This is a genomic window from Nonomuraea sp. NPDC004186, from assembly GCF_053603495.1.
The window spans coordinates 18,647-45,268 of record NZ_JBSGFQ010000020.1; the positions used below are offsets into that span (position 1 = coordinate 18,647).

General features: G+C 72.2%; 24 protein-coding genes. 15 read left to right on the top strand and 9 right to left on the bottom strand.

All coding sequences use genetic code 11. From position 1 onward, the window contains the following. Positions 1-68 precede the first annotated feature (68 nt). Positions 69-518 (top strand): leucine-rich repeat domain-containing protein, encoded by a 450-nt coding sequence (locus ACWEPL_RS18495; RefSeq protein WP_452436906.1) that lies wholly within the window; start codon positions 69-71, stop codon positions 516-518. Here ACWEPL_RS18495 and ACWEPL_RS18500 read toward each other — a convergent pair. Continuing rightward, the gene (locus ACWEPL_RS18500) at positions 515-2,770 is read right to left on the bottom strand and encodes a WD40 repeat domain-containing protein (RefSeq protein WP_452436907.1); all 2,256 of its coding nucleotides are present in this window, start codon (positions 2,768-2,770) and stop codon (positions 515-517) included. The two genes, ACWEPL_RS18495 and ACWEPL_RS18500, sit on opposite strands and share 4 nt — an antisense overlap. A gap of 144 nt (positions 2,771-2,914) precedes the next feature. Between ACWEPL_RS18500 and ACWEPL_RS18505 the strand changes: the two genes are divergently transcribed. The 4 genes from ACWEPL_RS18505 (at position 2,915) to ACWEPL_RS18520 (ending at position 5,819) form a co-directional block, all read left to right on the top strand. Further along, positions 2,915-3,406 carry a cupin domain-containing protein gene (locus ACWEPL_RS18505; protein WP_350732684.1) on the top strand — a complete coding sequence of 164 codons (492 nt, stop codon included), beginning with the start codon at positions 2,915-2,917 and terminating at the stop codon, positions 3,404-3,406. Next, positions 3,406-4,035 carry an ArsR/SmtB family transcription factor gene (locus ACWEPL_RS18510; protein ID WP_363977001.1) on the top strand — a complete coding sequence of 210 codons (630 nt, stop codon included), beginning with the start codon at positions 3,406-3,408 and terminating at the stop codon, positions 4,033-4,035. The genes ACWEPL_RS18505 and ACWEPL_RS18510 overlap by 1 nt, the downstream gene beginning before the upstream one ends. 101 nt (positions 4,036-4,136) lie before the next feature. Further along, positions 4,137-4,901, top strand: coding sequence for an SDR family NAD(P)-dependent oxidoreductase (locus ACWEPL_RS18515; RefSeq protein WP_363977004.1), 765 nt, complete (start codon positions 4,137-4,139; stop codon positions 4,899-4,901). A 27-nt stretch (positions 4,902-4,928) separates the two neighbouring features. Next, positions 4,929-5,819 carry an alpha/beta fold hydrolase gene (locus ACWEPL_RS18520; protein WP_452436908.1) on the top strand — a complete coding sequence of 297 codons (891 nt, stop codon included), beginning with the start codon at positions 4,929-4,931 and terminating at the stop codon, positions 5,817-5,819. Between the two features lie 4 nt (positions 5,820-5,823). Here the strand turns inward: ACWEPL_RS18520 and ACWEPL_RS18525 are convergent, their stop codons facing one another. After that, positions 5,824-6,243: a hypothetical protein gene (locus ACWEPL_RS18525; RefSeq protein ID WP_363977010.1), complete on the bottom strand. Its 420-nt coding sequence runs from the start codon at positions 6,241-6,243 to the stop codon at positions 5,824-5,826. Positions 6,244-6,625: 382 nt separating this feature from the next. Beyond that, complete coding sequence (locus tag ACWEPL_RS18530) at positions 6,626-8,539, bottom strand: amino acid transporter (RefSeq protein WP_452436909.1); 1,914 nt, start codon at positions 8,537-8,539, stop codon at positions 6,626-6,628. Between the two features lie 252 nt (positions 8,540-8,791). Here ACWEPL_RS18530 and ACWEPL_RS18535 point away from each other — a divergent pair, with 252 nt between their 5' ends. Next, entirely contained in the window at positions 8,792-9,808 is a 1,017-nt protein-coding gene (locus ACWEPL_RS18535; RefSeq protein ID WP_363977019.1) for a hypothetical protein, read from the top strand. A gap of 48 nt (positions 9,809-9,856) precedes the next feature. After that, complete coding sequence (locus ACWEPL_RS18540; protein ID WP_452436910.1) at positions 9,857-11,806, top strand: histidine kinase; 1,950 nt, start codon at positions 9,857-9,859, stop codon at positions 11,804-11,806. Here ACWEPL_RS18540 and ACWEPL_RS18545 read toward each other — a convergent pair. After that, positions 11,803-12,411, bottom strand: coding sequence for a response regulator transcription factor (locus tag ACWEPL_RS18545; RefSeq protein ID WP_363977025.1), 609 nt, complete (start codon positions 12,409-12,411; stop codon positions 11,803-11,805). The genes ACWEPL_RS18540 and ACWEPL_RS18545 overlap by 4 nt on opposite strands. 90 nt (positions 12,412-12,501) lie before the next feature. Here ACWEPL_RS18545 and ACWEPL_RS18550 point away from each other — a divergent pair, with 90 nt between their 5' ends. Next, complete coding sequence (locus ACWEPL_RS18550; protein ID WP_363977028.1) at positions 12,502-13,233, top strand: ABC transporter ATP-binding protein; 732 nt, start codon at positions 12,502-12,504, stop codon at positions 13,231-13,233. Further along, on the top strand, positions 13,233-15,566 hold the full coding sequence (locus ACWEPL_RS18555) for an FtsX-like permease family protein (RefSeq protein WP_452436945.1): 2,334 nt from the start codon (positions 13,233-13,235) through the stop codon (positions 15,564-15,566). Before ACWEPL_RS18550 ends, ACWEPL_RS18555 begins: the two co-directional genes overlap by 1 nt. A 10-nt stretch (positions 15,567-15,576) precedes the next feature. On the opposite strand, the gene ACWEPL_RS18560 is transcribed toward ACWEPL_RS18555, so the two are convergent. The 3 genes from ACWEPL_RS18560 to ACWEPL_RS18570 are packed head-to-tail and all read right to left on the bottom strand — an operon-like array spanning position 15,577 to position 19,622. Further along, positions 15,577-16,545 (bottom strand): DUF2332 domain-containing protein, encoded by a 969-nt coding sequence (locus tag ACWEPL_RS18560; protein ID WP_452436911.1) that lies wholly within the window; start codon positions 16,543-16,545, stop codon positions 15,577-15,579. A 56-nt stretch (positions 16,546-16,601) separates the two neighbouring features. Continuing rightward, positions 16,602-17,273: a polysaccharide lyase family 7 protein gene (locus ACWEPL_RS18565; RefSeq protein WP_452436912.1), complete on the bottom strand. Its 672-nt coding sequence runs from the start codon at positions 17,271-17,273 to the stop codon at positions 16,602-16,604. Positions 17,274-17,282: 9 nt separating this feature from the next. Next, positions 17,283-19,622 carry a polysaccharide lyase 8 family protein gene (locus tag ACWEPL_RS18570; RefSeq protein ID WP_452436913.1) on the bottom strand — a complete coding sequence of 780 codons (2,340 nt, stop codon included), beginning with the start codon at positions 19,620-19,622 and terminating at the stop codon, positions 17,283-17,285. A 128-nt stretch (positions 19,623-19,750) separates the two neighbouring features. Between ACWEPL_RS18570 and ACWEPL_RS18575 the strand changes: the two genes are divergently transcribed. From ACWEPL_RS18575 to ACWEPL_RS18585, 3 genes are all read left to right on the top strand, one after another. After that, complete coding sequence (locus tag ACWEPL_RS18575) at positions 19,751-20,770, top strand: LacI family DNA-binding transcriptional regulator (RefSeq protein ID WP_363977037.1); 1,020 nt, start codon at positions 19,751-19,753, stop codon at positions 20,768-20,770. A 110-nt stretch (positions 20,771-20,880) separates the two neighbouring features. Beyond that, positions 20,881-21,333 (top strand): VOC family protein, encoded by a 453-nt coding sequence (locus ACWEPL_RS18580; protein ID WP_363977040.1) that lies wholly within the window; start codon positions 20,881-20,883, stop codon positions 21,331-21,333. An 86-nt stretch (positions 21,334-21,419) separates the two neighbouring features. Further along, the gene (locus tag ACWEPL_RS18585) at positions 21,420-21,935 is read left to right on the top strand and encodes a DinB family protein (RefSeq protein ID WP_363977043.1); all 516 of its coding nucleotides are present in this window, start codon (positions 21,420-21,422) and stop codon (positions 21,933-21,935) included. On the opposite strand, the gene ACWEPL_RS18590 is transcribed toward ACWEPL_RS18585, so the two are convergent. Both ACWEPL_RS18590 and ACWEPL_RS18595 read right to left on the bottom strand, forming a co-directional pair. Continuing rightward, entirely contained in the window at positions 21,929-22,366 is a 438-nt protein-coding gene (locus tag ACWEPL_RS18590; RefSeq protein ID WP_363977046.1) for a GNAT family N-acetyltransferase, read from the bottom strand. The two genes, ACWEPL_RS18585 and ACWEPL_RS18590, sit on opposite strands and share 7 nt — an antisense overlap. Before the next feature lie 23 nt (positions 22,367-22,389). Next, on the bottom strand, positions 22,390-23,502 hold the full coding sequence (locus ACWEPL_RS18595) for an ROK family transcriptional regulator (RefSeq protein WP_363977049.1): 1,113 nt from the start codon (positions 23,500-23,502) through the stop codon (positions 22,390-22,392). A gap of 90 nt (positions 23,503-23,592) precedes the next feature. Between ACWEPL_RS18595 and xylA the strand changes: the two genes are divergently transcribed. From xylA to ACWEPL_RS18610, 3 genes are read left to right on the top strand one after another with little or no spacing between them, the layout of a single operon-like run. Further along, positions 23,593-24,744: a xylose isomerase gene (gene xylA, locus ACWEPL_RS18600; protein WP_350732653.1), complete on the top strand. Its 1,152-nt coding sequence runs from the start codon at positions 23,593-23,595 to the stop codon at positions 24,742-24,744. Next, a complete protein-coding gene (locus ACWEPL_RS18605; RefSeq protein WP_452436914.1) occupies positions 24,741-25,484 on the top strand; it encodes a sugar phosphate isomerase/epimerase family protein in 744 nt (247 codons plus the stop codon). Before xylA ends, ACWEPL_RS18605 begins: the two co-directional genes overlap by 4 nt. Further along, entirely contained in the window at positions 25,481-26,581 is a 1,101-nt protein-coding gene (locus ACWEPL_RS18610) for a Gfo/Idh/MocA family protein (RefSeq protein WP_452436915.1), read from the top strand. The genes ACWEPL_RS18605 and ACWEPL_RS18610 overlap by 4 nt, the downstream gene beginning before the upstream one ends. Positions 26,582-26,622: the final 41 nt, after the last annotated feature.

Here is a 26,622-nt window from a genome sequence, read left to right on the forward strand (position 1 = left end):
TCACTCGGCTGCGCTTACCCTTCAATCAGATCGCGGAAGTCCCGGATTGGCTGGGAGAGCTGCGCTCCTTGCGCGAGCTCAACCTGACCGGAAACCGGCTCCGCGACCTTCCCGAACCACTCGCGAGCCTCGCCTCCCTGCGAGAGCCCAGTCTGGCCGGGAACGCCTTCGCATCCGTCCCGCCCTGCCTGCGGAGCTTCGGCTCGCTCAACGTGCTCGACCTGAGCGACAACCACATCACCCTGGTTCCTGAATGGCTCGGCGAGTATCCGTCCCTCACGCTTCTCGACCTCCACGGGAACCTCCTGGAAAGCCTCCCGGCCTCCCTCGGCGACCTGGCGACGCTGACGCGCCTGGACGTCGCGGACAACGAGCTGGGGGAACTGCCGGAAAGCCTGGCGGGCCTGACGTCGCTGGAGGAGTTGGACGCCTCCGGCAACAACCTGGACGAGGTCCCGGAATGGGCGCTGCACCTGGTCGGGGACGACTGGGACGAGGACGGCGAAGAGGAGGACTAGGGAGCGTCGACTCGCCAGGCGAGCACGCGGCCGTAGTGGGACTGGCCGTACACGTGCAGGCTCCCCCGGATGGTCGTCGCCGCGACGGAGCGGACCGGGCGGGCGAACGCGCCCAGGACAGCGAGGTGGCGCTGGGAGGCGGCGTCCCAGAGGGTCACCGTGCCGTCCTCGGTCCCGGTCACCAGCAGGCGCCGGTCCCCGTGCTCGGCGAGGCTCAGGCAGGTGACGGTCGAGGTGTGCGATATCCACTCGCGGCGTTCCCAGGCGGTGGTGTCCCACAGGTGCACGTACCTGCCGCTGGCGACGGCGAGCACGTCGCGGTCGGCGATCCGGCCCATGGCCAGCCCCTCGCCGGTGTCGTCCACGTCGAGCACCTGGAGGTGGCGGCCGGTCAGCGGGTTCCAGAGGTCCACCTCGCTGTCGCGCCGGGTGGCCAGCACCGGCTGGTCCCCGGCCCTGCCGAAGGCGCTCTCGCTCAGCGCGAACCCCCACCTGGGCAGCCTGGCCACGCACTCCTGCGTGACCGGGTCCCACACCTCGGCCCCGGCTGCGAGCAGCACGCGGCCGTCGACCTCGCCGAAGGCGAGAGCGGTGGGTGAGGCGTGGTCGCCGGTGCCGAAGGTGACCCGGCCGCCCGTGGCGTCGTCCTTCCGCGCGATCCCGCGGATCTTGCTCAGCGGCTGCCACAGCATGGTGCCGTACGCGGCGCAGCCGCTGCTCGCGAGGTACGGCCGACCGGCCGCGTTCCCGGCCGCGAGCCCTCGGCAGCAGTGGTCGTACGGCGAGAGGTCGCAGTCGTGGCCGCGGCCGCTCTGGCGGCAGCCCACCGAGCCGATCTTCTCTCCGCTCACCGCGTCCACGACGAGCACGGTGTCACTGTGCGTGCCGACGGCCAGGGCGGGCGCGCCCTGCGCCGTGGTGAACAGCGCCAGCCCCGACCCGCCGTAGCCGATCCGCCGGTGCCGGTGCGGCGTCTGCGCGTCCCAGAGCTGCACCGTTCCATCGAGCCCGGCCGTGGCCAGGCAGAGGCCGCCCTCCAGGCTCCCGAACGCGGCGGCCGTGATCAGGCGGGTGTCGGCGTCCAGATGGACGTCCGTCCCGTCGCCCAGGTACGTGATCACTGCCTTCGCGGGCCGTTCCCACGCCCGGCCGGTGTCGGTGTGGTTCGCCACGAGCATCACGTTCTGCCTGGCGTGGGTCGTCATGGCCACCGGACCCTGGTCGCGGTCGAACCCCCGGCCGCGGGCCCGATCGCCGAGGTTCTCCAGTTTCAGGTAGACCGACTCGCGGCTCTGCACCGTGTAGTCCGGCGGGTGTTCGATCCGGACCACCACGCCGATCTCGGGCCGCCCGTTCCGCATGCCCACGAGCAGGGGCGGAGCGAACCCGTCGTTCTCCAGGTCCGGCCAGACATCGTTCAGTCCGGCGGTGCCCAACCGCTCGCCGGTGGCCGGGTCCCACACGTACAGCGTGTCGTAGCCCAGGGAGGCCAGCACCGTACGCTCTCCCAGCTTCGCCACCGCGAGGTCGAGCACCGTTTCGTCCCACTCCGCACGCAGCTCGCGTACGAGCTCGCCGGTGACGGGGTCCAGCAGGTCGACGCGCCCGTCATGGTCGGCGGCCAGGATCTCGTCATCGTCGTACCCGATCGCCACGGCGAGCAGCACCCGCCCGCCCTCGGCGGCGACGAAGGCCAGGGCCGACGGGTGGCCCGCGGTCGTCTCTCGGGCGAACCCGCGCGCTCCGGTGAGCGGGTCCCACGTGCGTATGGTGCCGTCGTGATCGCCGCCGGCCAGCACCGGGCTGCCGTTCACCACGCCGAACGCCAAGGCGCGGACGCTCGCCGTAAGGCCCTCCAGGTCCGGCCCCGACTGGTCGAACGCGTCGCGCAGCCGCACCACGTGGTCGTCGCCGCCACTGGCCACGAACGTACGGCCCCCGAACTCGCCCACCGCCACCGCCCGGACCGGGCCGTCGTGCCGGGCCGGGCACACGTGGAAGGCCGTGGGCCGCTCGCCGGTCTCCCATGCCAGGGCCCACGTCCCCGGCCCTGCCGCGTCCAGTGCCGCCAGGGCCTCCGGCTCCTCGGCCGCGGCGATCGCGCGCAGGAACTCGAGCCGTTCGGGGCCGGTGAGAGCGAGGAGGCGCGGGAGCGCCCGGCGGCAGGCGCGGAGGACGGCCGGTGGCCATGGCCCGCGGAGCGCGCCGCGCAGGAGCTCCGCCTCGTGCAGTGCGGTGAGATCGAGCGGCATCGGGCGCTGTTCCTCTCCTCGCGCTCGGTCAGAAACTAGTGATCGTGATCACTGAGGCGCGGCGCGCTTCGCCAAATCGTGATCTGGCCGGCCGGGAGCGAAGGGGATATTCTAAAATTCCTTAGAACATGAGAAGGAGCGGACATGTCTTACCCCGAGCCCCGATACCTGGCAGAGTCCGGCGAGCACAGTGGTGTCCTGCGCACGGCGGACACCCCGCCCGACCTGTCGATGGCCAGCGGCACGCAGGTGCACTACCTCGGCACGGGCGGCTCGACGAACGGCGCGTTCGGCCTGTACCGGTGGGAGATGGGCCCGCGCCCGTCCGGTCCCGGCGCGCACTTCCACCGCACGATGACCGAGTCGTTCTACGTGTTGTCCGGCACCATCAGGCTCTTCAACGGCGAGAAGTGGGCCGAGGGGAAGCCCGGCGACTTCCTGTACGTGCCTGAGGGCGGCGTGCACGCATTCCGCAACGAATCGGGCGAGCCGGCCTCCATGTTGATCCTCTTCACCCCGGGCGCGCCCCGCGAGGCGTACTTCGAGGAGCTCGCCGACATCTCCAACACCGGCCGCGAGCTCGGCCCCGAGGAGTGGACCGAGCTGTACCTGCGTCACGACCAGTACATGGTCTGATGTCCGAGTCCCCGGAGGAGCCGATCTACCAGCAGCTGGCCCGCATCGGCAAGGCCCTGGCCAGCCCGGTGCGGCTGCGCCTGCTGGACGTGCTCGGCCAGCGCGAGCACACGGTCGAGGAGCTGGCCCAGGCGGCGGGGGTGGCGCTCAAGAACACCTCCGCCCAGCTCCAGCAGCTGCGGGCCGTCCATCTGGTGACCAGCAGGAAGGACGGCCAGCGGGTCTACTACCGGCTGGCGGACGAGCGGGTGTCGCGGTTCCTGGCGGAGTTGCGGGGGTTCGCGGAGGGGCGGCTGGCCGAGCTGCGCGACGCCGTACGGACCCGGCTCGGGCCCCTTGAGGGGGTGACCGCCGACGAGCTGGCCTCCCGCCTGGCCGACCCCGGCACGCTGGTCGTGGACGTGCGCCCGGCCGCCGACTACGCGGCCGGGCACGTGCCGGGGGCGATCTCCCTGCCCATGGCCGAGCTGCGCGAACGCCTGGACGAGCTGCCCAGGGAGAGGGAGATCGTGGCGTACTGCGGCGGGCCGTACTGCGCGGTGTCCTCGGAGGCCGTACGCGTCCTGAGCGAGCACGGCTACGCGGCCCGCGCCCTCGACGGCGGCTACCCCAGCTGGCAATGGCGGTGAGGCGTGGTGAGCGTGTGGTGAGTACGCGGTGAGGCGGTGCCGCCAGGGTTGAGCCATCGCCGGATCCGCACCGAGGACCGGCCGCTGGCAAGGAGCAGAGGATGGGCGTTCTGGCGGGCAAGACGGCGCTGGTCACGGGCGGGTCGCGAGGCATCGGGCGGGCGGTGGCGCTGCGGCTGGCCGCCGAGGGCGCTCTGATCGCCGTCCACTACGGCGGGAACGACGTGGCCGCCAAGGAGACCGTGGGCCGGATCGAGGAGGCGGGCGGCCAGGCGTTCGCCGTCCGCGCCCGGTTCGGCGAGGCGGGCGCGGTGGACGAGCTGTTCGAGGGGCTGGCCGCCGGGCTCGCGGGACGGGGGCTGGACGTCCTGGTCAACAACGCGGGCATCGGCTCGGCCAAGCCGATCTCGCAGACCACCCCGGAGGAGCTGGACCGGGTGCTGGCGATCAACGTCAGCACGCCGTTCTTCGTGATCCAGCGCGCGCTGCCGCTGCTGAACGACGGCGGCCGCATCATCAACATGGGCTCGACGGCCAGCCGCTTCGCGGTCACCACGCAGATCGGCTACACCATCAGCAAGGCGGCGCTCGCGTCGATGGCCCCGACCCTGGCCAACGAGCTCGGCAGGCGCGGGATCACGGTGAACACGGTCGCCCCCGGCGCGGTGCGGACCGACATGACCGCGGGCTACACCTCGATCCCCGAGGTGGTGGCCGGGCTGGAGTCGATCACGGCGCTCGGGCGGCTCGGCGAGCCGGAGGACGTCGCCGACGTCGTCGGCTTCCTGGCGGGGCCGCAGGGCCGGTGGGTGACCGGCCAGACCATCGACGTGTCCGGCGGCACGTACCTCGGCCCTCTCACCTGACCTGGCGTTTCAACCACAGGAGTTCTCATGAGCCAGAACATCACGCCCCCGCTGGGCCGCCGCTACGAGGTCGGAGGCAGGCGGCTGTTCCTCGACCGCGCCGGCGCCGGCGGTCCCGCCGTCGTCATCCTGCCCGGCGCGGCCGCCATGGGCCTGGACTACCTCAACCTCCACCAGCAGGTCAGCACGTTCACCACCAGCGTGATCTACGACCGCGGCGGCACCGGCTGGAGCGACCCCACCCGGCTGCCGCGCACCGCCGCCGAGGCCGCCGACGAGCTGTACGACCTGCTGCGGGTCGCCGGCGTTCCGGGGCCGTACGTGCTGGTGGGGCATTCCCTGGGCGGGCTGCACGCGCGCCGCTTCGCCCAGCTCCACCCCGACGAGGTGGCCGGGCTGGTCGCCCTGGACATCCTTTACGAGGAGTGGGACGCCTACGTGCCCGAGCCGTTCCGGCTCACGCAGGCGCAGGCGCTCGACGAGACCGTCACCGAGATCCCGGCCGAGCTGGTCGAAGGCGCGCGGGCCCTGCTCAACGGCATGTTCGCGAGCTGGCCTTCTGACATCCGCGAGGCCCTCGTCGCCCGGCACCTGGACCCCGCCGCGTTCGCCGACGGCATGCGGGAGCGCGCGAACCTCGCCGAGCTGGCCGAGGAGGTCAGGAACGGCGGCCAGGTGCCCGACGTGCCGCTGATCGCCTTCACCGCCCAGGGCATCGACCCCGGCCAGGAGCTGTACCTGCCGGCCGAGATGCTGCACCGCCAGAACGAGGCCAAGCGCGCCATGTACACCGACCTGGCCGCCTCGGTCTCCCGCGGCGAGAACCGCGTGCTGGAGAACGCCTCGCACAGCTGGATCCACATCGAAGGGGCCGACGCCGTCCTGAAGGGCATCCAGGACCTGATCGAGAAGGTCTGAACCGTCACTGCGCCTCGTGCGGCAGCTCCTCGGGACGCCCGTGTAATCGCCCGAGGATCACGGGGGCACGACGGAGGTCCGCCCGCATCAGGCGGTGCCGGCGGCGGGCACCGCACACGTATCCCCAGGCGCAGCCCACGAGCGCCACGGCGGTGAACGCGGCCAGCCGGAGCAGGTCGTCGGTTCCGAAGGCCAATTGGCCTTGGGGATGCGCCAGAAAGCCCGTTGCGAAACACCACGACATCGCGCCCGTCGCCAGTGCGGCGAAATAGCGCCGCACCCAGGCACCGAACACGCCGACCGCCACCGCCATGACGACGATGCGTGCCGTGGCCTCGGAGAAAGCCAGCGCGGCGACGACGCAAGCGCCGACCGCCCACACGAACCCGGCCGGAAGCAGCATCTCCACAGGACGCCCGCGCATCGACCATCCTTTCTGTGGGAGCAATTTCATAAAACCCGCCCGGGCCCGCGGGGGCGATATCTTCTACGGCATTACTTCGCGCACGCCACGGCTGTTGACGCGTTATTCACGCGGTGCGGCGGCCGGTCAGGCCACGCGCTTCGCGGGCCTGGACAGCGTGCCCGCCGGGTCGATGACCCCCGCGGACAGCGGTCTTGTACTGCTTGTGCACGGTGCGCCGGGAAGTCTGGTCGGCATGAGCGACGGCTGGGCGCGACTCGCGCGCCGAGTACGTACGCGGGCGCCGCAAGCCGGCGAGTACGTACGCGGGCGCCGCAAGCCGGCCGAGCCGGCCGTGACGTACCTGGACGAGCTGGCGGACCTGGAGGCCGCCGCCCCATGGTCAGCCCACGTGGACGCGCGGCCGCCGCTCCGGGTCCGGCTCGGCCTGGCGCAGCACCTCCCTGGTCACCGGCGGCACGTCACCGCCGCCGAAGACCAGGTACCGCAGCATCGCAACGGCCGGATTGCCCTCGGTCCAGTGGAAGTAGATGTGCGGCACGGAGCCGGTCCGGTCGCGCAGATGCAGCAGCAGCGCGGCCAGCGCGTTCGGCACCGCGGAGGTCTCGACCGACAGGATCTTGTGGCCGTACCGCTCCTCCCCCTTGACGTGCAGCTCCGACTCGAACTCGGAGGCGTCCGGCACCGTCGCCTCCACGAACAGGACAGGCTCCGCGGGACGCAGCCGGTGGGTGACCCACGCCTCGCGCAACTTGTCGTTGTACTCGGCCTGGTCCCGCTCGTGCGGCTCGTTGGCGATCACGTGGATCTCGCCGCACGCCGCCTCGTTGACGAACTGCTCGGCCAGCGGGTCCAGGTGGACCGCCGTGACCCGCAGCTCGGTGGAGCGGGTGGCGCGGGAGATCAGCGAGAGGCCGACGATGCTCGCGATGAAGAACGAGGCGATCTTGACGCCGTCCGGCCGCTCGAAGACGTTGTCGATCAGGGTGTAGGCCAGGACGAACGAGATGAGCGCGAACCCGGCCATGGCCCTGTGCTGGCCCTGCTTCCCGGCCGACAGCGTCACCGCGACCGCGGCCGAGAGCATGAGTACGAGCACGCCGGTGGCGTACGCGCCGCCCTGGGCGTCCACGTCGGCGTCGAAGATGATCGTGATGGCGAACGCGATGACCGAGAACACCAGCACCAGCGGCCGGATCGCGCCCGTCCACTCCGGCGCCATGCCGTACCGGGGCAGGTAGCGCGGCACCAGGTTGATCAGCCCGGCCATCGCCGAGGCCCCGGCGAACCACAGGATCGCGATCGTGGAGATGTCGTACACGGTGCCGAACCAGTTGCCCAGATATTCGTGCGCCAGGTAGGCCAGCGCCCGGCCGTTCGCCTTGCCGCCGGGCTCGAACTCCTGGTGCGGGATGAGCACGGTGGTGACGAAGCTGGAGAAGATCAGGAAGACGCTCATGATCAGCGCGGCGGTGGTGAGCATCCGCCTGGTGCCCTTGATCCGCTCCTGGATCTCGCCCTTGACCACCGGCATCACCGCCACACCGGTCTCGAACCCGGACAGGCCCAGCGCCAGCTTCGGCATGACCACGAGAGACAGGCCGATCATGGCCAGCGGGCTGGAGAAGTCCAGGCTCAGCGCGCGTTTCCAGTCGACGACCACCTGAGGGGCCTCCAGCACGTGCACGATGGCCGTCGAGACCACGACCGCGTTCAGGGCCAGGTAGACGAAGACGAGCACCACGGCGATGCCGATGGCCTCGGTGAAGCCCATCAGGAACACGCCGCCGAGCAGGGCCAGCAGCACGAGCGTCACGATGACCCGCTCCCCGGCCAGGAAGCCCGGCACGAACGGGTTCTCCAGGATGTGGGCGGTCGCGTCCGCCGCCGACAGCGTCATCGTGATCACGAAGTCGGTGGCCGCGAAGCCGAGCAGGACCAGCACGAACAGCTTGCCCCACCACTGCGGCGCCAGCTTCTCCAGCATCGCGATCGAGCCCTGCCCGTACGGGCTCTCGACCGCGACCCGGCGGTAGACCGGCAGCGCGCCCAGCAACGTGAGCGCCACCAGGAACAACGTGGCCAGCGGCGAGAGCAGCCCGGCCGCCAGCGCCGCGATGCCCGGCTGGTAGCCCAGCGTGGAGAAGTAGTCCACGCCGGTCAGGCACATCACCCGCCACCACGGGTGCTTCACATGAGGACCGTGCTCGATCTGCTTCCGGTCGGTCTGCAAACCCTCCAGCAACCAGGAACGCAGCGTCCCTTCCGTGGGGGCCGGCCTTTTCGCCAGCACCATAACGGTCACCCCTCCGAAATGGCCGCATAAATACGCATCGCACACTATCCAGGCCAAAGAGGTGATTAGCCTGGTCAGGGCGTCAAGAAAACGTATAAATCGGAGACTGACCAGTACAGTCTCGGCACTATCGGCCCGGCCGTAACAAGATGCCCGGTTCGTGACGAGGTCATGCCTGGCCGGTGATCACGTCTCTGGTTGGGCAGGCCGCTGACCAGCAGAGTTGCACTCAGTCGATGTGAAGGAGTCGTCATGGGTGCCCTGCTGCAGCGCCGGGACTTTCGCAAGGCCACGTCCGCGTGGCATGGTCCGCTCAGCTACTGCGCGGCGGCGATGGCGGTGCTGGCCGTCGGCTGCGCGATCGGGCTCGCGGTGGACGGGCGGACGCTGATGGGCCAGGGGGTGTGGCTCAAGCCGATCAAGTTCGCGATCTCCCTCGGGCTCTACGCGCTCACGCTGGCCTGGATGATCGGCCAGGCCCGGCGGTGGCGGCGGACGTTGTGGTGGCTGGGCACGGTGACCGTGGGCGGCTTCCTCCTCCCGGAGATCACGGCCATCACCTTCCAGGCGGCACGGGGCGTGCGCAGCCACTTCAACTTCGCCACCGGGCCGGACGAGACGGTGTTCATGATCATGGGTGGCGCCGCGTATCTGGGCTGGCTGCTGACCTTCGCGATGGGGATCCTCCTGATGGCGCAGCGCCGCCTGGACCGGGCGATGGCGTGGGCGATCCCGCTGGGGCTGGCCATCTCGCTCGCGGGCATGTCCGTCGGCTACCTGATGACCGCTCCCACCCCCGGCCAGGCGGAGGGGCTGGCCAGGGGGCTGAGCCTGACCACGATCGGCGCGCACAGCGTCGGCGCGCCCGACGGCGGCGCCGGCATGGCGGTCACCGGGTGGGAGACCGGCGCGGGCGACCTGCGGGTGGCGCACTTCGTCGGCCTGCACGCCCTGCAGGTGCTCCCGCTGGTCGCGATCGGCCTGCGCCTGCTCGCCCGGCGCTTCCCGGTCCTCGCGGGCGCCGGCACCCGTACCGCGCTGGTGGTCGTCGCCGCGCTCGGGTACGCGGGGCTCACGGGGCTGGTGCTGTGGCAGGCGCAGCGCGGGCAGGCTCTCGTCCACCCCGACGCGTCGACGCTCGGCGCCGCCGCCGCTCTCGCCGGGCTGGTCTCGGTCTGCGCGGCCGCCGTCCTGGCCGTCTCCGCCCGCAGGCCAAGGGCGTCGGCCGGGCGGCGCGTCCCCGCCGCCGCGGTCGGGACCTCCGCCTGATCCCCGGCACCCGGCGTCTCCTAGGCTGCTCGGGTGCACAAGCGGGCGATGCTGATCGTTGTCGTGGTGTTCGCGGGCTTCGCGAGCATCTACGTGGCCGCCGGTTCGCCCCTGGCGCTGGCCGTGTTCGGGGTGCAGGTCGCCTTCGCCCGGTGGCGGTCGTGGTGGCTGGTCCCCCTCCAGGCCGTCCTGGCGTACGGGTCGGTCCTGCTGTCCGGCTCCTCCGTCGGCGTGCTCGGCTTCGTCGGCGGGACGTTGCTGCTGACCCGGCTGTGGCCGCTCGCCCTGGCGGTGGCGGCGAGCGCCGCGCTGCTCGGCCCCGCCGACCCGGTGATCAGCATGGTGCTGATCTCCCTGGTCGTCTACGGCCTGACGAAGATGATCGACCGGATCGACGAGGTGAACGCGGCCAGGCTCGCGCTGGCGGTGACGGCGGCGGCCGAGGAGCGGCTGCGCATCGCCGCCGAGCTGAGCGCGGGCCTGGGCAGGGCGCTGGCCGCGATCGCCGACGGTGCCCGGACGGGCGAGCCCGACGTGGAGACCGCCCGCCGCTCGCTGGCCGAGGCCAGGGCCGCGGCGGCGAGCTACCGGGCCATGTCCCTGGCCCCCGAGACCACCACCGCAAAGGCCATGCTGACCGCCGCGGGCGTCACCGTGGACGTGCGCGTCGGGCACGCCGAGCCGCTGGGTCCCGCGGGAGCGCTCCTGGCGGCGGTGCTCCGGGAGGCCGTGACGGAGATCGTACGGCGGCGCACGGCCACCACCTGCCGCATCGAGACCTTCACGGAGGCGGGCACGGTACGGCTGCGCGTCTCCCACGACGGCGCGCGCACGGCCGGCGACGAGAGCCTGGGCGACCTGCCGGCCCAGGTCGAGGAGGCAGGCGGCACGCTCACCGTCGGGCTCACCGACGAGGCCCTGGTGACGGTGGAGGCGAGGCTGCCCGCCACGGTCACCGAGCCCGTGCCCGACCCGGGTGGCAGCGTGCTGCCGATGGCGCTGCTGGCGGCCGTGCTGGTGGGGTTCTCGGCCAAGGCGCTGCTGGTGGCCGGCTCGCCGTGGCCGGCGATCCCGCTGGCCGTCATCGTCTTCATGCAGCTGCGATCGGTCGAGGGGCGGCACCCGGTGGCGCTGTCGATCATGGCGGTGCTGACGTTCGCGCCGATCCCGCTGTTCGGGCAGGCGTGGCTGGGTGTGGCGGGGTTCCTGGCGGGGCCGATCCTGCTGGCCTTCCCGTGGGCGGCGGCGCTGCCGCTGGTGGCGGGCATCGTCGCGGTGGTCGCGGCGGCCGGCGTGCTGCTCGGCCTGCCGGTCCCGCTGATCGTCAACTACCCGATCAGCACGGTCGTGACCGGCCTGGTCGTGTACGGGCTGCTCAAGCTCGCCCAGCTGGCCAGGGAACTGCACGAGTCGCGGGACGGCCCGGCCCGCGCGGCCGTCGTCGAGGAACGCCTGCGCGCCGCCCGTGACCTGCACGACCTCCTCGGGCACACCCTGGCGGCGATCCTGCTCAAGTGCGAGCTCGCCCGCCGCCTCGACGCCGAGCGGGCACGCAAGGAGCTGGACGACGTCCTGTCGATGACCGAGCAGGCGATGCGGGACCTGCGGACGGTGTCGGGCGGGCACCGGGAGCTGTCCCTGGCCACCGAGGCGGAGTCGGCCCGTTCGCTGCTGGCGACCGCGGGCATCGACGTCCTGCTCGACCTGGGCCACGACACCCTCGCCGGGGAGGCCGACACCACGCTCGGCATCGTGCTCAGGGAGGCCGTCACCAACGTCCTGCGGCACAGTTCGGCCCGCCGGTGCACGATCACGACGTCCGTACGGGACGGCGCCGTACGGCTGAGCGTGCGCAACGACGGGGCACGGGCCGCGGAGGGACGCCGCGGCTCGGCCGGGATCGGCAACCTCACCACCCGGCTGACGGCCCTCGACGGGCGGCTGGCCGTGTCCCAGGAGGACGGCTGCTTCGAGCTGACCGCCACGGTCCCGATCTAGATCCAGCCCGCCTCGGTGGCGATGCGTACGGCGTCGGTGCGGTTGCGGGCGTTGAGCTTGGCGACGATCGCGGTGATGTAGTTGCGGACGGTCCCCGCGGTCAGGAAGAGCTGGCCCGCGATCTCGGTCGCCTCGGCGCCCGCCGCGACCAGCCGCAGGACGTCGGCCTCGCGCGAGGTGAGCGGGTTGTCGGCCAGGTTCCACGCGGTGCTGGCGAGCGACGGGTCGAGGACCCGTTCGCCCCGCGCCACCTTCCTGATCGCGCCCGTCAGCTCCTCCGGCGAGGCGGTCTTCAGGATGAAGCCGTCCACCTGGGAGGCGAGCGCGCGGCGGAGGTGGCCCGGCTTGCCGTGGCCGGTGAGCATGAGCGTGCGGCAGCCCGGCAGCTTCGCGCGCAGCTCGCCGGCGGCGTCGAGGCCGTCGATCGCGCCGGGCATGTCGACGTCCAGGACGGCCACGTCCGGCTTGTGGACCAGGGCGGCGGAGACCACCGCGTCCCCGGACTCGACCGCCTGGACCACCTCGATGTCGGGCTCGATGCTGATCAGGGCCACGAGCGCCTCCCTGATGACGTGCTGGTCCTCGGCCAGGAGAATGCGGATCACCTGACCATTATGTCCGGATCATGATGAGGTCATGGCGGGGTGGTGACCGGCTCTCTGGTGGCTGAAAGCGCAGATCAGCAGGCTTGAGGCATGACAGAGGCAGTGCGGTTGGACGCGGTGAGCAAGGTGTACGGCAGGGGCCGGAGCGCGGTGGCGGCCCTGCGCGAGGTGTCGATCGCCATCCCCCGGGGCACCTTCACAGCCGTCATGGGCCCTTCGGGCTCGGGCAAGAGCACGTTCCTGCACTGTGCGGCCGGGCTCGACGTCCCCAGCTCGGGATCGGTACGGCTGGGCGGCACCGACCTGGCGGGCATGGACGAGAACGCGCTGACCGAGCTCCGGCGGCAGCGCGTCGGCTTCGTGTTCCAGGCCTTCAACCTGGTCTCCGCGCTGACCGTGACGGAGAACATCACGTTGCCGCTCATGCTGGCCGGCGCCCGGGTCGACCAGGGCTGGCTGCGGGAGGTCGTGCACCGGGTGGGCCTCGACGGCCGTGCCGGGCACCGCCCGGCCGAGCTCTCCGGCGGCCAGCAGCAGCGCGTGGCGATCGCCAGGGCGCTGGTGACCAGGCCGGAGGTGGTGTTCGGCGACGAGCCGACCGGCGCGCTGGACACGATGACCGCCCGCGACGTGCTGACCCTCCTGCGGGAGGTGGTCTCCGGGCTGGGCCAGACCGTGGTGATGGTCACCCACGACCCGGTGGCGGCCTCGTACGCCGACAACGTGCTGTTCCTGGCCGACGGCCGGATCGTGGACGCGATGGCGGCTCCCACCGCCGAGAAGGTGGCCGGGCGCATGACCGGGCTGGGGGCGTGGAACTGATGATCTCCTTCGCGTTGAGGATGCTCCGCCACCGCAAGGCCGGGTTCGCCGGCGCGTTCGTGGCCCTGCTGTGCGCGGCGGCTCTGGTGACGGCGTGCGGGATGCTGCTGGACACGGGCCTGCGCGGCGGGGTGGCGCCCGAGCGGTACGCCGGCGCCCCCGTGATCGTGGCGGGCGACCAGTATGTCCGGCAGGCCAAGGAGAGCGGCAAGGAGAAGGCCAAGCTCCTGTCCGAGCGCAGGTGGATCCCGGCCTCCCTGGCGCAGGATCTCGCCCGCGAGCCCGGAGTGACGAAGGTGGTCACCGAGGTGACCTTCCCCTACGCCGGGTTCACCGCCCACGGCTGGGAGTCGGCCGCGCTCACCCCGTTCACGCTCGCCGAGGGGCGCGCCCCCAAGGCCGCGGACGAGGTGGTCGTGGACGCCCGCCACGCCGGCCGGGCGATCCCCGGCCACCGCGTGGTGGGGGTGACCGCGCAGGCGCTGCCCGGCCAGGACACGATCTTCTTCGCCACCGGCGAGGCCCGCCGCCTGGCCGGACGTGAGGGCCTGGTGACGGCGATCGGCGTCTGGCCCGGGGTCGAGGTCGCCGTCAAGGGCGCCGTGGCCTACACCGGCGACGAGCGCGGCGCGGTCGAGTTCCCCGAGGCGGAGAACGCCCGGGTCAAGCTCATCAGCCTGGGCGGCGCGCTCGGCGGCACCTCGCTGCTGGTGGCGATCCTCGTCGTGGTGGGCACGTTCGCGCTGTCCATGCAGCAGCGCCGGCGTGAGATCGCCCTGCTGCGGGCCGTCGGCGCCCTCCCCGGGCAGGTCAGAAGGCTCGTCGGCGGCGAGGCACTGCTCATCGGCGCGGTCGCCGGGGCGCTCGGCTCCGGGGCCGGGATCCTGCTCGGGTTCTGGCTGCGGTCCAGGTTCGTCGACCTGGGCGCGATGCCGGCGAACCTGCGGCTGGTGGTCAGCCCGTTCCCCCCGATCGTCGCGGTCCTGACCACGCTGGTGGCCGCGTGGGTGGCCGCGCGCGTCTCCGCCCGCCGTACGGCGCGGATCAGGCCGGTGGAGGCGCTGGGAGAGACGGCGATGCCCGCCGCCGGGATCCCGCCGGTGCGGCTGGTCGCGGGCCTGCTCGCTCTGGCCGGCGGCGTGGTCCTGACGATCGTGCTGTCCGGCCTGAACACGGAGGCGGCCTCCAGCCCGGTCACCATGCTGACCGCGCTGGTGTGGACGATCGCGGTCGCCCTGCTCGGGCCGCTGGTCGCGCGGGCGGTGACGGCGCTGCCGCTGCGCGCGCCCGGCGTGGCCGGCTACCTCGCGCGCAAGAGCCTGCGCGCCGGCACCGGACGGCTGGCCTCGGTGATCGTGCCGTTGACCCTGATGACGGCGATGACGTGCACGATCCTGTTCGTGCAGACCACCATGGGACACGCCGCGCAGGGCGAGCTGAGCGCGGGCGTCAGGGCCGACGCCGTGCTCGGGCCCGGCGCCTCGGCCGCCGCCGCGCGCCAGGTGCCCGGCGTGCGTGCCGTCACGGAGGTGCTGCGCACGTCGGTCAGGATCGACCTCGAGAAGTACGCCGTCCAGGCCGTCACGCCCGTCGGCCTGGACTGGACGATGGACCTGGGCGTGGTGGCGGGCTCGCTCGACGGGCTCGGCGACGCGTCGGCGGCGATCAGCCGCACCGCCGCCGACCGCCTGGACGCCGGCCTGGGAGACCGGCTGAAGCTGGTGCTCGGCGACGGCACCCCCGCCGAGGTGCGGGTCGTCGCGATCTACGCCCGCGGTCTCGGCTTCGGCGACCTGACCCTTTCCCGGGAGCTCGTCGCGGGCCACGTGGACGACCCGCGGGGCACCGTCCTGGTCTCCGGCGGGGACCGGGAAGCGCTCCGGCGGGCGTCCGGCGTGCCGGTGCTCGACGGGGCCGGGGCGGCGCAGGTGGAGAGCCCCAACGCGGCGGTCACGTACGTCGCCATGGGCCTGATCATCGCCTTCTGCGCGATCGCCGTGGTCAACACGCTGGCCATGTCCACCCTGGCCAGGTCCAGGGAGCTCGCCCTGCTGCGGGTGGTGGGCACGACGCGGCGGCAGGCGGCGCGGATGCTGCGCGCGGAGACGCTGACGGCGACGGTCGTGGCGGTGGCCCTCGGGACGGCGATCTCGCTGGTGACGCTGGCCGCCTTCAGCGCGGGGATGACGGGCTCGGCGCTGCCGTACGTGCCGCCGGTCGCGTACCTCGCGGTGGTCGCCGCCGTGGCGGCCCTGGCGCTGGTGGCCACGGCCGTCCCGGGCAGGTTCGCGCTGAGCTCCCGCCCGGCGGACACGCTCGCGTCGCGCGAGTGAGGGCCAGGTCTCAGGCGGGCAGCCAGCGGAGCCAGCCGCCGTGCATCGCGGAGAACGCGACGGGACGCCCGTCGAGCGCGAGCGCGTAGGTGAGGACGTCCGCCGGCGGCCGCTCGCGGAGCTGGGCGTCCACGCCGGGTAGGACGCCCGGGTCCTCCTGGGCGATCCAGTGGCCGGCGAGCCGCCGGACCTGCTCCACGAACGTGGCGCGCCCGTCGTCCGGCACGTAGTAGAGGACCGCGGTGTGGTAGACGACGAGCGTGGCGTGTGCGGGCGCCTGGGCGGCCACCTCGCCGACCAGCGCGTTGAGGTCTCCCCGCACGATGCGGGGCGGATCCCGGCGCGCCACGTCGAGGGCGGTGTCCAGGCGCCGCAGGCGGTCGTCCTGGCCGGGCCAGACCAGCGTCCGGAGCCACCGGACGTCGTCGGGGTCGGTGACGTCGAGGGGGTTGAGGTCGATGCCGGCCCGCCAGGCGACGGTCACCTCGCCGAGCGGATCGGCGAAGGGCGACTCGCCCTCGGTGTGGCAGCGCAGCCGCAACGGGCTGTCCACGTCCCCCGCCAGGCGTCCGTCGTAGTCGTAGCCGTAGCGGTCGGGCAGCAGGCACAGCCCGGCCGACGCGCCGACCTCCAGCAGCGCCAGCGGCTGCGGGAGCGAGGCGAGCAGCGGGTAGAGACCGGCGCACCGGGCCGCCTCGTTGGTCTGGGTACGGCGGGCGAGCATCGTGGCGACGACCGCGTCGCGGTGGTCGAGCACGGACCGGCGGAACTCCTGGTAGCCGGCGGGCGTCCCCGCGACGTACCGGGCGGCGGCGAACAGCAGGTTGGGCTGCCGCTTGGCGGGCGGGAGGCCGGACAGCAGCGCGATCAGGTCGGGGTCGCCGGCCACCCCGGAGGCGAGCTGCTCGTACAGCGGCGACGAGCCGCGGGCCTCCCTCGATGCGAAGCGCCGGTACTGTTCCACGGTCGTCGGCTCCATGATCGGCACTCTAACGAGGCGGCCCGCCCCTGGGAACGGAGCGGGCCGACCGGGTGTCACTTGCGATAGATGTGGATGTTCTTGAGGTAGTTGTCGCTGCGCGCCGACATCCCTGCCCGGCCGTAGAGGCCGGCCTTGAAGTAGTGGGTGGCCGCCCCGCGGTCGTTGAAGCTGGTGCGGTACTGGCGGTTGACGAAGATGTGGATCTTGCCGATGCCGGTCTCGTGGACGACGTTGAGCCGGATGTACTTGTCGTACACGGGGGCGTAGATCTGCGTCGTGGAGTCGTAGTAGTTGATGCTGTCGGTGTTCATGGCCAGCGTCATGAACGCCGTCGCCGACGTCGCGCCGCCGAAGACCTGCATGACGCACATCCGGTGCGTGCCCGCCCCGATCTTCATGTCGCACTCGAACTGCGCGTCCCCCGAGGTGTAGTCGTTGTGGAAGCGCAGCTCGCTACGCGGGCCCGAGTCCTGGCCGGGGAAGGTGCTGGGGTCGGTGTCGTACACCCAGAAGTGGTGCTCGCCGGTGGCGGCGTCGTACGTGTGGCGGGTCCTGTCGGGCGGCTGGTGGACGGAGTAGCTGGGGAAGATCTCCGTCCAGCCGGAGCCGATGGGGCCCGCCGCCTGGGCGGCGGCGGCCCGGGCCGGGGCGCCGCCGAGGAGCGGGACGGCGAGGCCGGCCATCGTGCCGCCGAGCAGCGCGCGGCGGCTGGGTGCGTGATCCATGCGTTCCTCCTAGGTGTGGAGCCGGAGTACGGCGGAGTGGGTGTGACCGCGGGTGCCGCCGACCGCGACCGAGACGGCCCACCGGGCGGGCCCGTCGGCCGTCCGGATCAGCCGCACGGTGCCGTCGCCGCTCTCGACCGACTTGACCGGCCAGGGCAGCGTGACGGACACGGTCTGCGCGGTGCGCGAGGGGTCGGACAGCGCGACGCGCAGGGTCGGGCCGTGGCGGCGGATCAGCAGCGAGCACGGGCCGTCCGCGGTGATCGGGCCGTCGGGGGTCCGGACCGTGCCCGCCTGCCAGAAGTTGACCGCGTGCAGCCGCAGTCGCCCGCACCGGACGGCCTGCGCCTGAGCGGTGTTGGCCAGCACCTCGACGGCCGGCCCGGCGGCGTAGCGGGCGGTGGCGGCGGCCGAGGCGCCCGGCAGCACCGCGTAGGCGTAGCCGGCGTCCACCGGGTTCGTGCCGTGGTCGAGGAGGATGGTCGTGTACGTGCGGGTCCGCGGCGTGGTGTCGCCCTTGGTGGTCGGCCCCTGGTCGATGTCCCACCAGGTCCCGGTGCGCGTCTCACGCAGCACCTCGGCCCTGGCGCGGTCGAGCAGCACGTAGCCGCCGGTCCCGCCGAGATGCGCCCAGCCCCTGCCCTGGGCGGGCGTGGCCTCGGTGTTGCGGTTCTCCACGACCGTCTCGATCCGCCTCCCGTCGGAGGCGGTGATGCCGGCGCCGAGCGCGATCACCGAGTCGTCCAGCAGGAACCAGGACTTCTTCGCCCGCAGCGTGCTCCCGTCGGCGACCAGGTCCATGCCCGCGGCGCCGAGGCCGTCGAGCGCCACGCCGCCGGTCCATTTGGCGGGCGGCAGGTAGTTCTTGCCGTGCGGGATGTCCTCGCGCCGCCGGGTGTCGACGGTGGTGCCGGGCATCCGGTACGGATCGACCGTCGGCCAGTGGTCGGCGTTCCAGTGCGACAGGTCCTCGGTGTAGAGGTAGGTCATGCCGTCGCCGGTGTACCAGCCGTGCAGGTTCTCCAGGTTGATCCCCTCGGCGGCGCCGATCCGCTCCGAGCACATCGAGATCGCGTACGCCCAGGTGGGCCGCCGGTGCACGACGCGGTCCATGTCGGCGAAGACGTACGTGCCCTCCGTGCGCGGCCCCGTCGGGACGGCGGCGTCGCCCAGGATGGCCTTGGCCTGCCGCACGGCGGGCAGTCCCGCCCTGGCCAGGAACGGGTGCACGGTGTTGCGCGTCACCCAGCCCTTGATGACCGGCCGCCACCGCTCGGCGTAGGCGCGCGGGGCGCCCTCCAGCAGGATCAGGATGCCTTCCAGCGCCTTCTGCCCGGCGTCCGTGTCGCGCCAGCCCTGCACGCTGATCTGCCGGCCGCGGACCATGTCCATCATCAGCCCGTCGTAGATCACCGGGATGAACGACCGGTCCACGATGTCGAAGACGTTGACCACGTCGGGGTCGGCGATGTCCCACGGGGAGCCGGCGTAGAGGGTGATCAGCCGGGCGACGCCGTCGAGGTGGTCGGTGCCGTACGCGCCGGTGTACGGGTAGAACTCGTGCTGGATGAACGAGCCGTCGCGGTAGAAACCGTCCCGCGGGCCCTCGGTCAGCTTGAGCAGGCTCCACCTGCCGCCGCCGAGCTTGTCCGAGATGCCGCCCCTGGCCAGCTCGATCGCGGTCGCGTCCCTGGTGAGCACGCCGCGCATGGCCACGGCCATGGCCTTGTTCGTGCGGTTCGCCCCGGTCTCGGTGATCGTCGCGTTGCTGATGCGGTGGTCGGCGTCCGGGCACCAGCGCAGCAGCGGCCTGAACCAGACGTCCAGCCGGCCGGCCGGGATGCCCTCGTGGAGGAGCGCGCAGGTGTCGGTCAGCGAGCGCGGCACGCCGATCTCCCACCAGAACCAGTTGCTGTTCTGCCGTTCGAGCCGCTCGTTGTAGGCGTGCTCGTACAGGAAGTCCAGCGCGCTCACCACGTCGGCGGCGAACGCGGGATCGCGGTGCATCCGCGTGCCGGGCGTCGCCCAGCCCAGTGCCATGCCGCGCACCTGGCTGTAGGCCCGGCTGAAGTTCCCGGTACGCGGGTCGTCGAGCGGCAGGCCCGGCCACAGGCTCGGGCGGGCCGGATCCGGGCTCATCGACGCCCGCAGCGAGGCGGCGGCCGAGTCGACGGCGGCCACCTTCGCGGCGAAGTCGGGGTCGCCCGGGTCGAACGCGCCTCCCGCGATCATGCCGGTCCACCGCAGGCGGGCCGCGTCGAAGGCGTCCTCCGCGCGTGCCGGGGCCGCCAGGCCCAGGGTGGCCGCGGCAGTGGCGGCGGTGAGGAAGGTGCGGCGGGTGAGGGCCATGTAGAGTCCCCCAAAGGGATTTGCGAAACCTTGCGAAACATCAATCTGCCGGAAACGTAGGCGAAACGTCGGATGTCGTCAAGGGCTTGCCGGAGACGGCAGACTTAGGGGACGGGAGGATGTGAACAGTGGACGACATCACGACGGAGCGGCGGAGCACGATGGCCGACATCGCGGCTCAGGCCGGCGTCTCGGTCTCGACCGTGTCCAAGGTGCTGCACGGGAGGTCGGATGTCTCCGCGAAGACCAGGGGCAAGGTCCAGCGGCTGCTCGGCCAGCACGGCTACACGCTGCCCGGCCGCTACGAGCACCCCGGCGGCCTGATCGAGTTCGTCATCAACGAGCTGGACAACCCCTGGGCGGTGGAGCTGATCCGCGGCGCCGAGGAGGCGCTGCAGGCCGAGGGCATGGGCCTGGTCGTCTCGGCCGTGCACAAGCGGAGCAACCTGGCCCGCCAGTGGCTCGACGACCTCGGCACGCGCGGCTCGCTCGGCGCGATCCTGGTCATCTCCGAGCTCTCGGCCGACCAGGAGCGCGAGCTGCGGCGGCTGGGCATCCCGTTCGTGGTGGTGCAGCCGTCCGTGGACGAGGGCCCCGACGTGCCGTCGGTCGGCTCGACCAGCTGGAACGGCGGCTTCACCGCGACCAGGCACCTGATCGAGCTCGGCCACCGGCGGATCGCGATGATCACCGGTCCCGCGCACCGGCTGACCTCGCGGGCCCGGCTCGACGGCTACCGCGCCGCGCTCGACCAGGTGGGCATCGAGGTCGACCCCGCCCTGATCCGGCACGGCGACTACAGCCACGAGCCGGCCTACCACCACGCCATGGAGCTGCTGGACCTGCCCGACCGCCCCACGGCCGTCTTCGCGGGCAACGACATCCAGGCGCTGGCGACGTACCGGGCGGCCCACGCGCGCGGCCTGCGCGTGCCGGAGGACCTGAGCGTGGTCGGGTTCGACGACCTGTCCTTCGCGCAGTGGATCGCCCCCACGCTCACCACCGTGCGCCAGCCCCTGGCCAACATGGCGGCCATGGCCGCCCGCATGCTGATCCAGCTCATCAACGGCCAGGAGCCCGACACGCCGCGGGTCGAGCTGGCGACCAGCCTGGTGATCCGCGAGAGCACCGCGCCGGCGCCTGGTTAGCGGCCTGCGGGTGGCGCGTCAGAAAAAAGCGAAAATCCGGTGTCCGGTCTGTCGATCCGGCCCAGGGGAGTTCGACGCGTTGGCGAGAGACCTCGTAGGAAGGAAACGCCATGCAGAAGATCACCACGTTCCTCTGGTTCCACGACCAGGCCGAGGAGGCCGCCGGGTTCTACACCTCGCTCTTCAAGGACTCGCGCGTCCTCGAGGTCACGCCCGGGCCCACCGGGGCGGCCATGGTGGTGACGTTCGAGCTGGCCGGGCAGCGGTTCATCGCGCTGAACGGCGGCCCGGAGTTCACGTTCACCGAGGCCGTCTCGCTCTACGTCGACTGCGACTCGCAGGAGGAGGTCGACGAGCTGTGGGCGAAGCTCACCGAGGGCGGCGAGGAGTCGCAGTGCGGCTGGCTCAAGGACAAGTACGGCCTGTCCTGGCAGATCATCCCGCGCCGCCTCCAGGAGCTGATCGGCGACCCCGACCCGGAGCGGGCGCAGCGCGCCGCCAAGGCCATGATGGGCATGAGGAAGATCGACGTCCAGGGCCTGGAGGACGCGGCCAACGGCTAGGCGCGGATGGGCGGGCCGTCCCGGCCCGCCCATCGCCGGGAAAATGCCGTGCGGGCAGGGCGATCACTGAAGTAGCGTCGGCGGCCATGAGCCTCCCGCGCGTACGCCCTCCCGCCGTCGCAGACGAACGTACCCAGCTCATCGGCTGGCTCGACCTGCAGCGCGCGCTCGTGCGGTGGAAATGCGAGGGCCTGTCGGAGGAGGACGCCCACCGGCCGGTCCTGCCGACCTCGCCGCTCATGACGGTGGCGGGCCTGGTCTCCCACATGCGCTGGACCGAGCACTGCTGGTTCGAGGTCCTCTTCCTGGGCCGCGACTCGGCCCCCAATCCGCAGTTCGACGAGACGGCGGAGGACCTCGACATGCGGGTCGAGGGCGTCCCGCTGGCCCGGCTCCTCGACGAGTTCGAGCAGCAGTGCGCGGTCTCCAACGAGATCGTCGCCGCCCACTCGTTCGACGACGTGGGCGAGTTCCCCGGCTTCAGCTCCAACGCCGCCACCCTGCGCTGGATCCTGATCCACATGGTCGAGGAGACCGCCAGGCACGTCGGCCACCTCGACACGGTCAGGGAGCTGCTCGACGGCGCCAAGGGCTACTACTGAGCCAGCGGCTTCTCGTAGCAGCGGGTCAGCGGGGCGTCCACGTACTTCCCGTACGGCTCGATCGGCCGGTACGCGCACCGCTCGTACAGCGCGATGGCCTCGGGCTGCCGCAGCCCGGTCGCCAGCCGCAGCCGCCGGTAGCCCAGGTCCCAGGCCAGCCCCTCCAGCGCGCCCAGGATCGACGTGGCGATGCCGCGCCCGCGATACTCGGGCAGCACGAACATCCGCTTGAGCTCCCCGGTGAGGTCGTCCACGGGCTGCACGGCGCCGCAGCCGACGGCCCGGCCGTCCACCGACGCCACGAGGAACCTCGCGCCGTCCTTGACCTGCGAGCGCCCCTCGGGCCCGTAACGCGCCACCAGCTCCGCGAACGCCGCGTCGAGCAGTTCGGTCAGCTCGCCGTCCTCGGCGGCCCGCTCTTCGATCAGCATGCCGATATGGTAGAGATCGCCCCTTACAGGCCGAGCATCTGGGCGGGCTCGGCGATGACCTGCTGGATGATCAGCCCCGCCGCGCCCAGCACGGCGGCGTCCGCGCCGATGCCGGAGACCACGAGAGCGGGCGGCGTGCCCCGCATGTGGCCCAGCCGGGTGCCCAACCCCTCCGCCACCGGCCCTTCGAGCCAGGGGAAGAGCGGCGCGTAGATCCCGCCGAGCACGATCCGGCCCGGGTCGAGCAGGTGCACGGCCGAGGTGAGCGCCACGCCGAGCGCGTGCCCGGCCCGCCCGCACGCCTCCAGCGCCCGGCGCTCCCCCGACTCCAGCCGCGTGACCAGCTCGGACACCGAAGGAAGTGGCCCCAGCAGGGCGTCCTGACCGGCGTACACCTCCAGGCAGCCCCGCCCGCCGCACCTGCAGGCGGGCCCGTCGGGCACCACGACCACGTGGCCGAGCTCGCCCGCCAGCCCGAACGTCCCCCTGAACACGGTGCCGTCCACCACGAGCCCGGCCCCGATGCCGATCTCGCCGGACACGTAGAGGAAGTCCGTCTCCCGCGAGCCGAACCACAGCTCGCCGAGCGCCGCCAGGTTCGCCTCGTTGTCGATGACGAAGGGCAGGTCGACGAGGTCCGGCACGCGTACGTCCCGCCAGCCCAGATGCGGCGCGTTGCGCAGCACCTCGCCCTCGACCGTCCCGGGCACGGCCAGGGCGGCGCCGATGACCCGCAGCCCGGCCAGCTCGGCCTCGGCCGTGGTCTCCTTCACCAGGTCGCGCAGGCTCCCGAGGATGTCCACGGGGTCGGAGTTGCGGTTGTCGGCCGGCCGGGTACGGCGCAGCCGCACCTCCCGGGTCAGATCGACGACGCACGCGGCCAGGTAATCGATGTTGATCTCCAGCCCCAGCGTGGCGACCCGGTCGCCGCTCAGGCTCACGGCCACGCCCGGCCGCCCCCGCTCGCCGCCCCGCACGGCCCCGCCCTCGGCCACCGCTCCCGCCTCGATCAGGTCGGACACGAGGCTGGACACGGTGGTCTTGGTGAGCCCCGTCATCTCGGCGAGCGCGGCCCGGGTGTGCGGTCCTGATCGGTGGATGGCGCCCAGGACTACGGCCAGGTTACGGGCGCGCATGGAATCATGCCGGACCCCTCTTGACGCCGCCATGCCTGCCTCCTCAGGATTATGTACAGATTATGGACTAATCCCGAGGAGCGCACACAAATGACTGATTTCATCCCAACCCCGACCGACCAGTTCACCTTCGGCCTCTGGACGGTCGGCTGGCAGGCGCGCGACCCCTTCGGCGACGCCTCGCGGGCGCCGCTCGACCCGGTGGAGACCGTCCACAAGCTCTCGGAGCTGGGCGCGTACGGCGTCACGTTCCACGACGACGACCTGCTCGCCGTCGAGCCCGACCGGGACAAGGCCATCGCCGCGTTCAGGAAGGCCCTGGACGAGACCGGCATGAAGGTCCCGATGGCCACCACGAACCTCTTCACCCACCCGGTCTTCAAGGACGGCGCGTTCACCAGCAACGACCGCGACGTCCGCCGGTACGCGCTGCGCAAGGTGATCAGGAACATCGACCTGGCCGCCTCGCTCGGCGCCAAGACGTACGTGTGCTGGGGCGGCCGCGAGGGCTCGGAATCGGACTCGGCCAAGGACGTCAAGGCCGCGCTCGACCGCTACAAGGAGGGCCTGGACATGCTGTGCTCGTACGTACGCGAGCGCGGCTACGACCTCCGCTTCGCCCTCGAGCCCAAGCCGAACGAGCCCCGCGGCGACATCCTCCTGCCCACGATCGGCCACGCCCTGGCGCTGATCAACGAGCTGGAGCACCCTGAGATGGTGGGCCTCAACCCCGAGGTCGGCCACGAGCAGATGGCCGGGCTCAACTTCGTGCACGGCATCGCCCAGGCGCTGTGGCACGGCAAGCTCTTCCACATCGACCTCAACGGCCAGCACGGCCCCAAGTACGACCAGGACCTGATCTTCGGCCACGGCGACCTCAAGAGCGCCTTCTTCCTGGTCGACCTGCTGGAGAACGGCGGCTACGACGGCCCCCGCCACTTCGACTACAAGCCGCTGCGCACCGAGGACGCCCAGGACGTGTGGGACTCGGCGGCCGCGAACATGCGCACCTACCTGATCCTCAAGGAGAAGTCGCGGGCCTTCCGCGCCGACCCCGAAGTGCAGGAGGCCCTGAGTGCCTCCCGCGTGGACGAACTCGCCCAGCCCACGCTTGCGCCGGGCGAGACCTGGGCAGACCTGGCCAAGGACGACTTCGACCCCGAGGTGGCCGCCGCCCGCGGCTTCCACTTCACCCGGCTCAACCAGCTCGCACTCGAGCACCTCCTGGGGGTACGCGGATGACGAAACCGATCAGTGTCCAGCTCTACACCGTCAGGGACGCGCTGGCGGCCGACCGCGACACGGTGCTGAGCCGGATCGCGGAGATCGGCTACCGGTCCGTCGAGCCCTACGACCCCACGACGGACCCCAAGGGCTTCCGCGAGGTCGTGGACGACCTGGGGCTGACGGTGTCGAGCACGCACGCGTACGCGCTGCTCAGCAAGGACCCGTCGGAGGTCTTCGACGCCATCGCCACGGTCGGCACCGACCTGGTGATCATCCCCGGCGGCATCGAGCACGAGGAGTTCACCACGCGCGACGGCCTGTCGCGCACGGCCGATCTGCTGAACGGCTTCGCCGAGCAGGCGGCCCGGTACGGGATGCGGATCGGCTACCACAACCACTGGTGGGAGATCGAGCCCGAGATCGACGGCCGGCACGCCATCGAGGCGCTGGCCGACCTGCTCGCTCCCGAGGTGTTCCTGGAGATCGACACCTACTGGGCGGCGGTGGGCGGCGCGGATGTGCCGGCGCTGCTCGGCCGCCTCTCCGAGCGCGTCCTGGCGCTGCACGTCAAGGACGGCCCGGTGGTCAAGGGCGAGCCGCACACCGCGGTGGGCCGCGGCGTCATGGCGGTGCCCGAGATCCTCGACGCCGCACCCGACGCCTGGCGCATCGTCGAGCTCGACGAGTGCGCGACCGACATCTTCGCCGCTCTCGCGGACAGCCACGCCTACCTCACCTCCCTGGAGGGCTCTTGAGCAACGGCCCCATCGGCGTCGCCCTCATCGGCGCCGGGAACATCAGTGGCCAATACCTTCGAAACCTCACCTCCTTCCCCGACGTCCGCGTGCTGGGCCTCGCGGACATCGACACCGAGCGGGCCGCCGCGGTCGCGGCCGAGTACGGCGTCCCCGTGTCAGGCACCCTCGCCACCGTCCTGGCGGTGCCCGAGGTCGAGATCGTCGTCAACCTCACCGTCCCGTCGGCGCACGCGGCCGTCGCGCTGGAGTCGCTGCGCGCCGGCAAGCACGTGTACGGCGAGAAGCCGCTGGCCATGAGCGTGGACGAGGCCGCCAAGGTCGTGGCCGAGGCCGACAACCTGGGCCTGCGGGTCGGCGGCGCCCCCGACACGTTCCTGGGCGCCGGGCTCCAGTCGGCCCTGCACGCCCTACGCTCCGGCCTCATCGGCGAGCCGGTCGCCGTCACGTCCGCCATCCAGAACCTGGGGCCGGAGTCCTGGCACCCCAACCCCGAGTTCTTCTACCAGCCGGGCGGCGGCCCGCTCTTCGACCTCGGCCCCTACTACCTGACGGCCCTGGTGTCGCTGCTCGGGCCCGTCACCCGGGTGGCGGCCGACACCCGCAAGGCGCGGCCGCACCGCGTCGTCGGCTCGGGGCCCAAGGAGGGCCTGGTCTTCCCCGTGGACGTCCCGACGCACGTCAACGCGCTGCTCGACTTCCCGGGGACGGCGACGGCCGCGGCCACGTTCAGCTTCGACTCGCCGGTCCCCCGCCGGATGATCGAGATCATCGGCACCGAGGGCGCGCTGTCGCTCCCCGACCCCAACACCTTCGAGGGCCCGTTACTGGCCCGGGGACCGCGCGATGCGGACTGGCGCGAGCTGCCGGTGTCGGGCACCACGGCCGGGCGCGGCATCGGCGTGCTCGACCTGGCCAGGTCGCTCCGGGCGGGCACGGGGCACCGGGCGTCGGGGGAGCTGGCGTACCACGTGCTCGAGCTCATGTGCGCCATCTCGGAGTCGGGCGAGCGCGGTGAGTTCCTGCCCATCACCTCCACCTTGACCGCTCCGGACCCGCTCCCCGCCGACTGGGATCCGCACGCGGCGACCCTCTAGCGACCCTGCCCACCCGCCGCCCCGCCGCTCGCCGGCGGTGG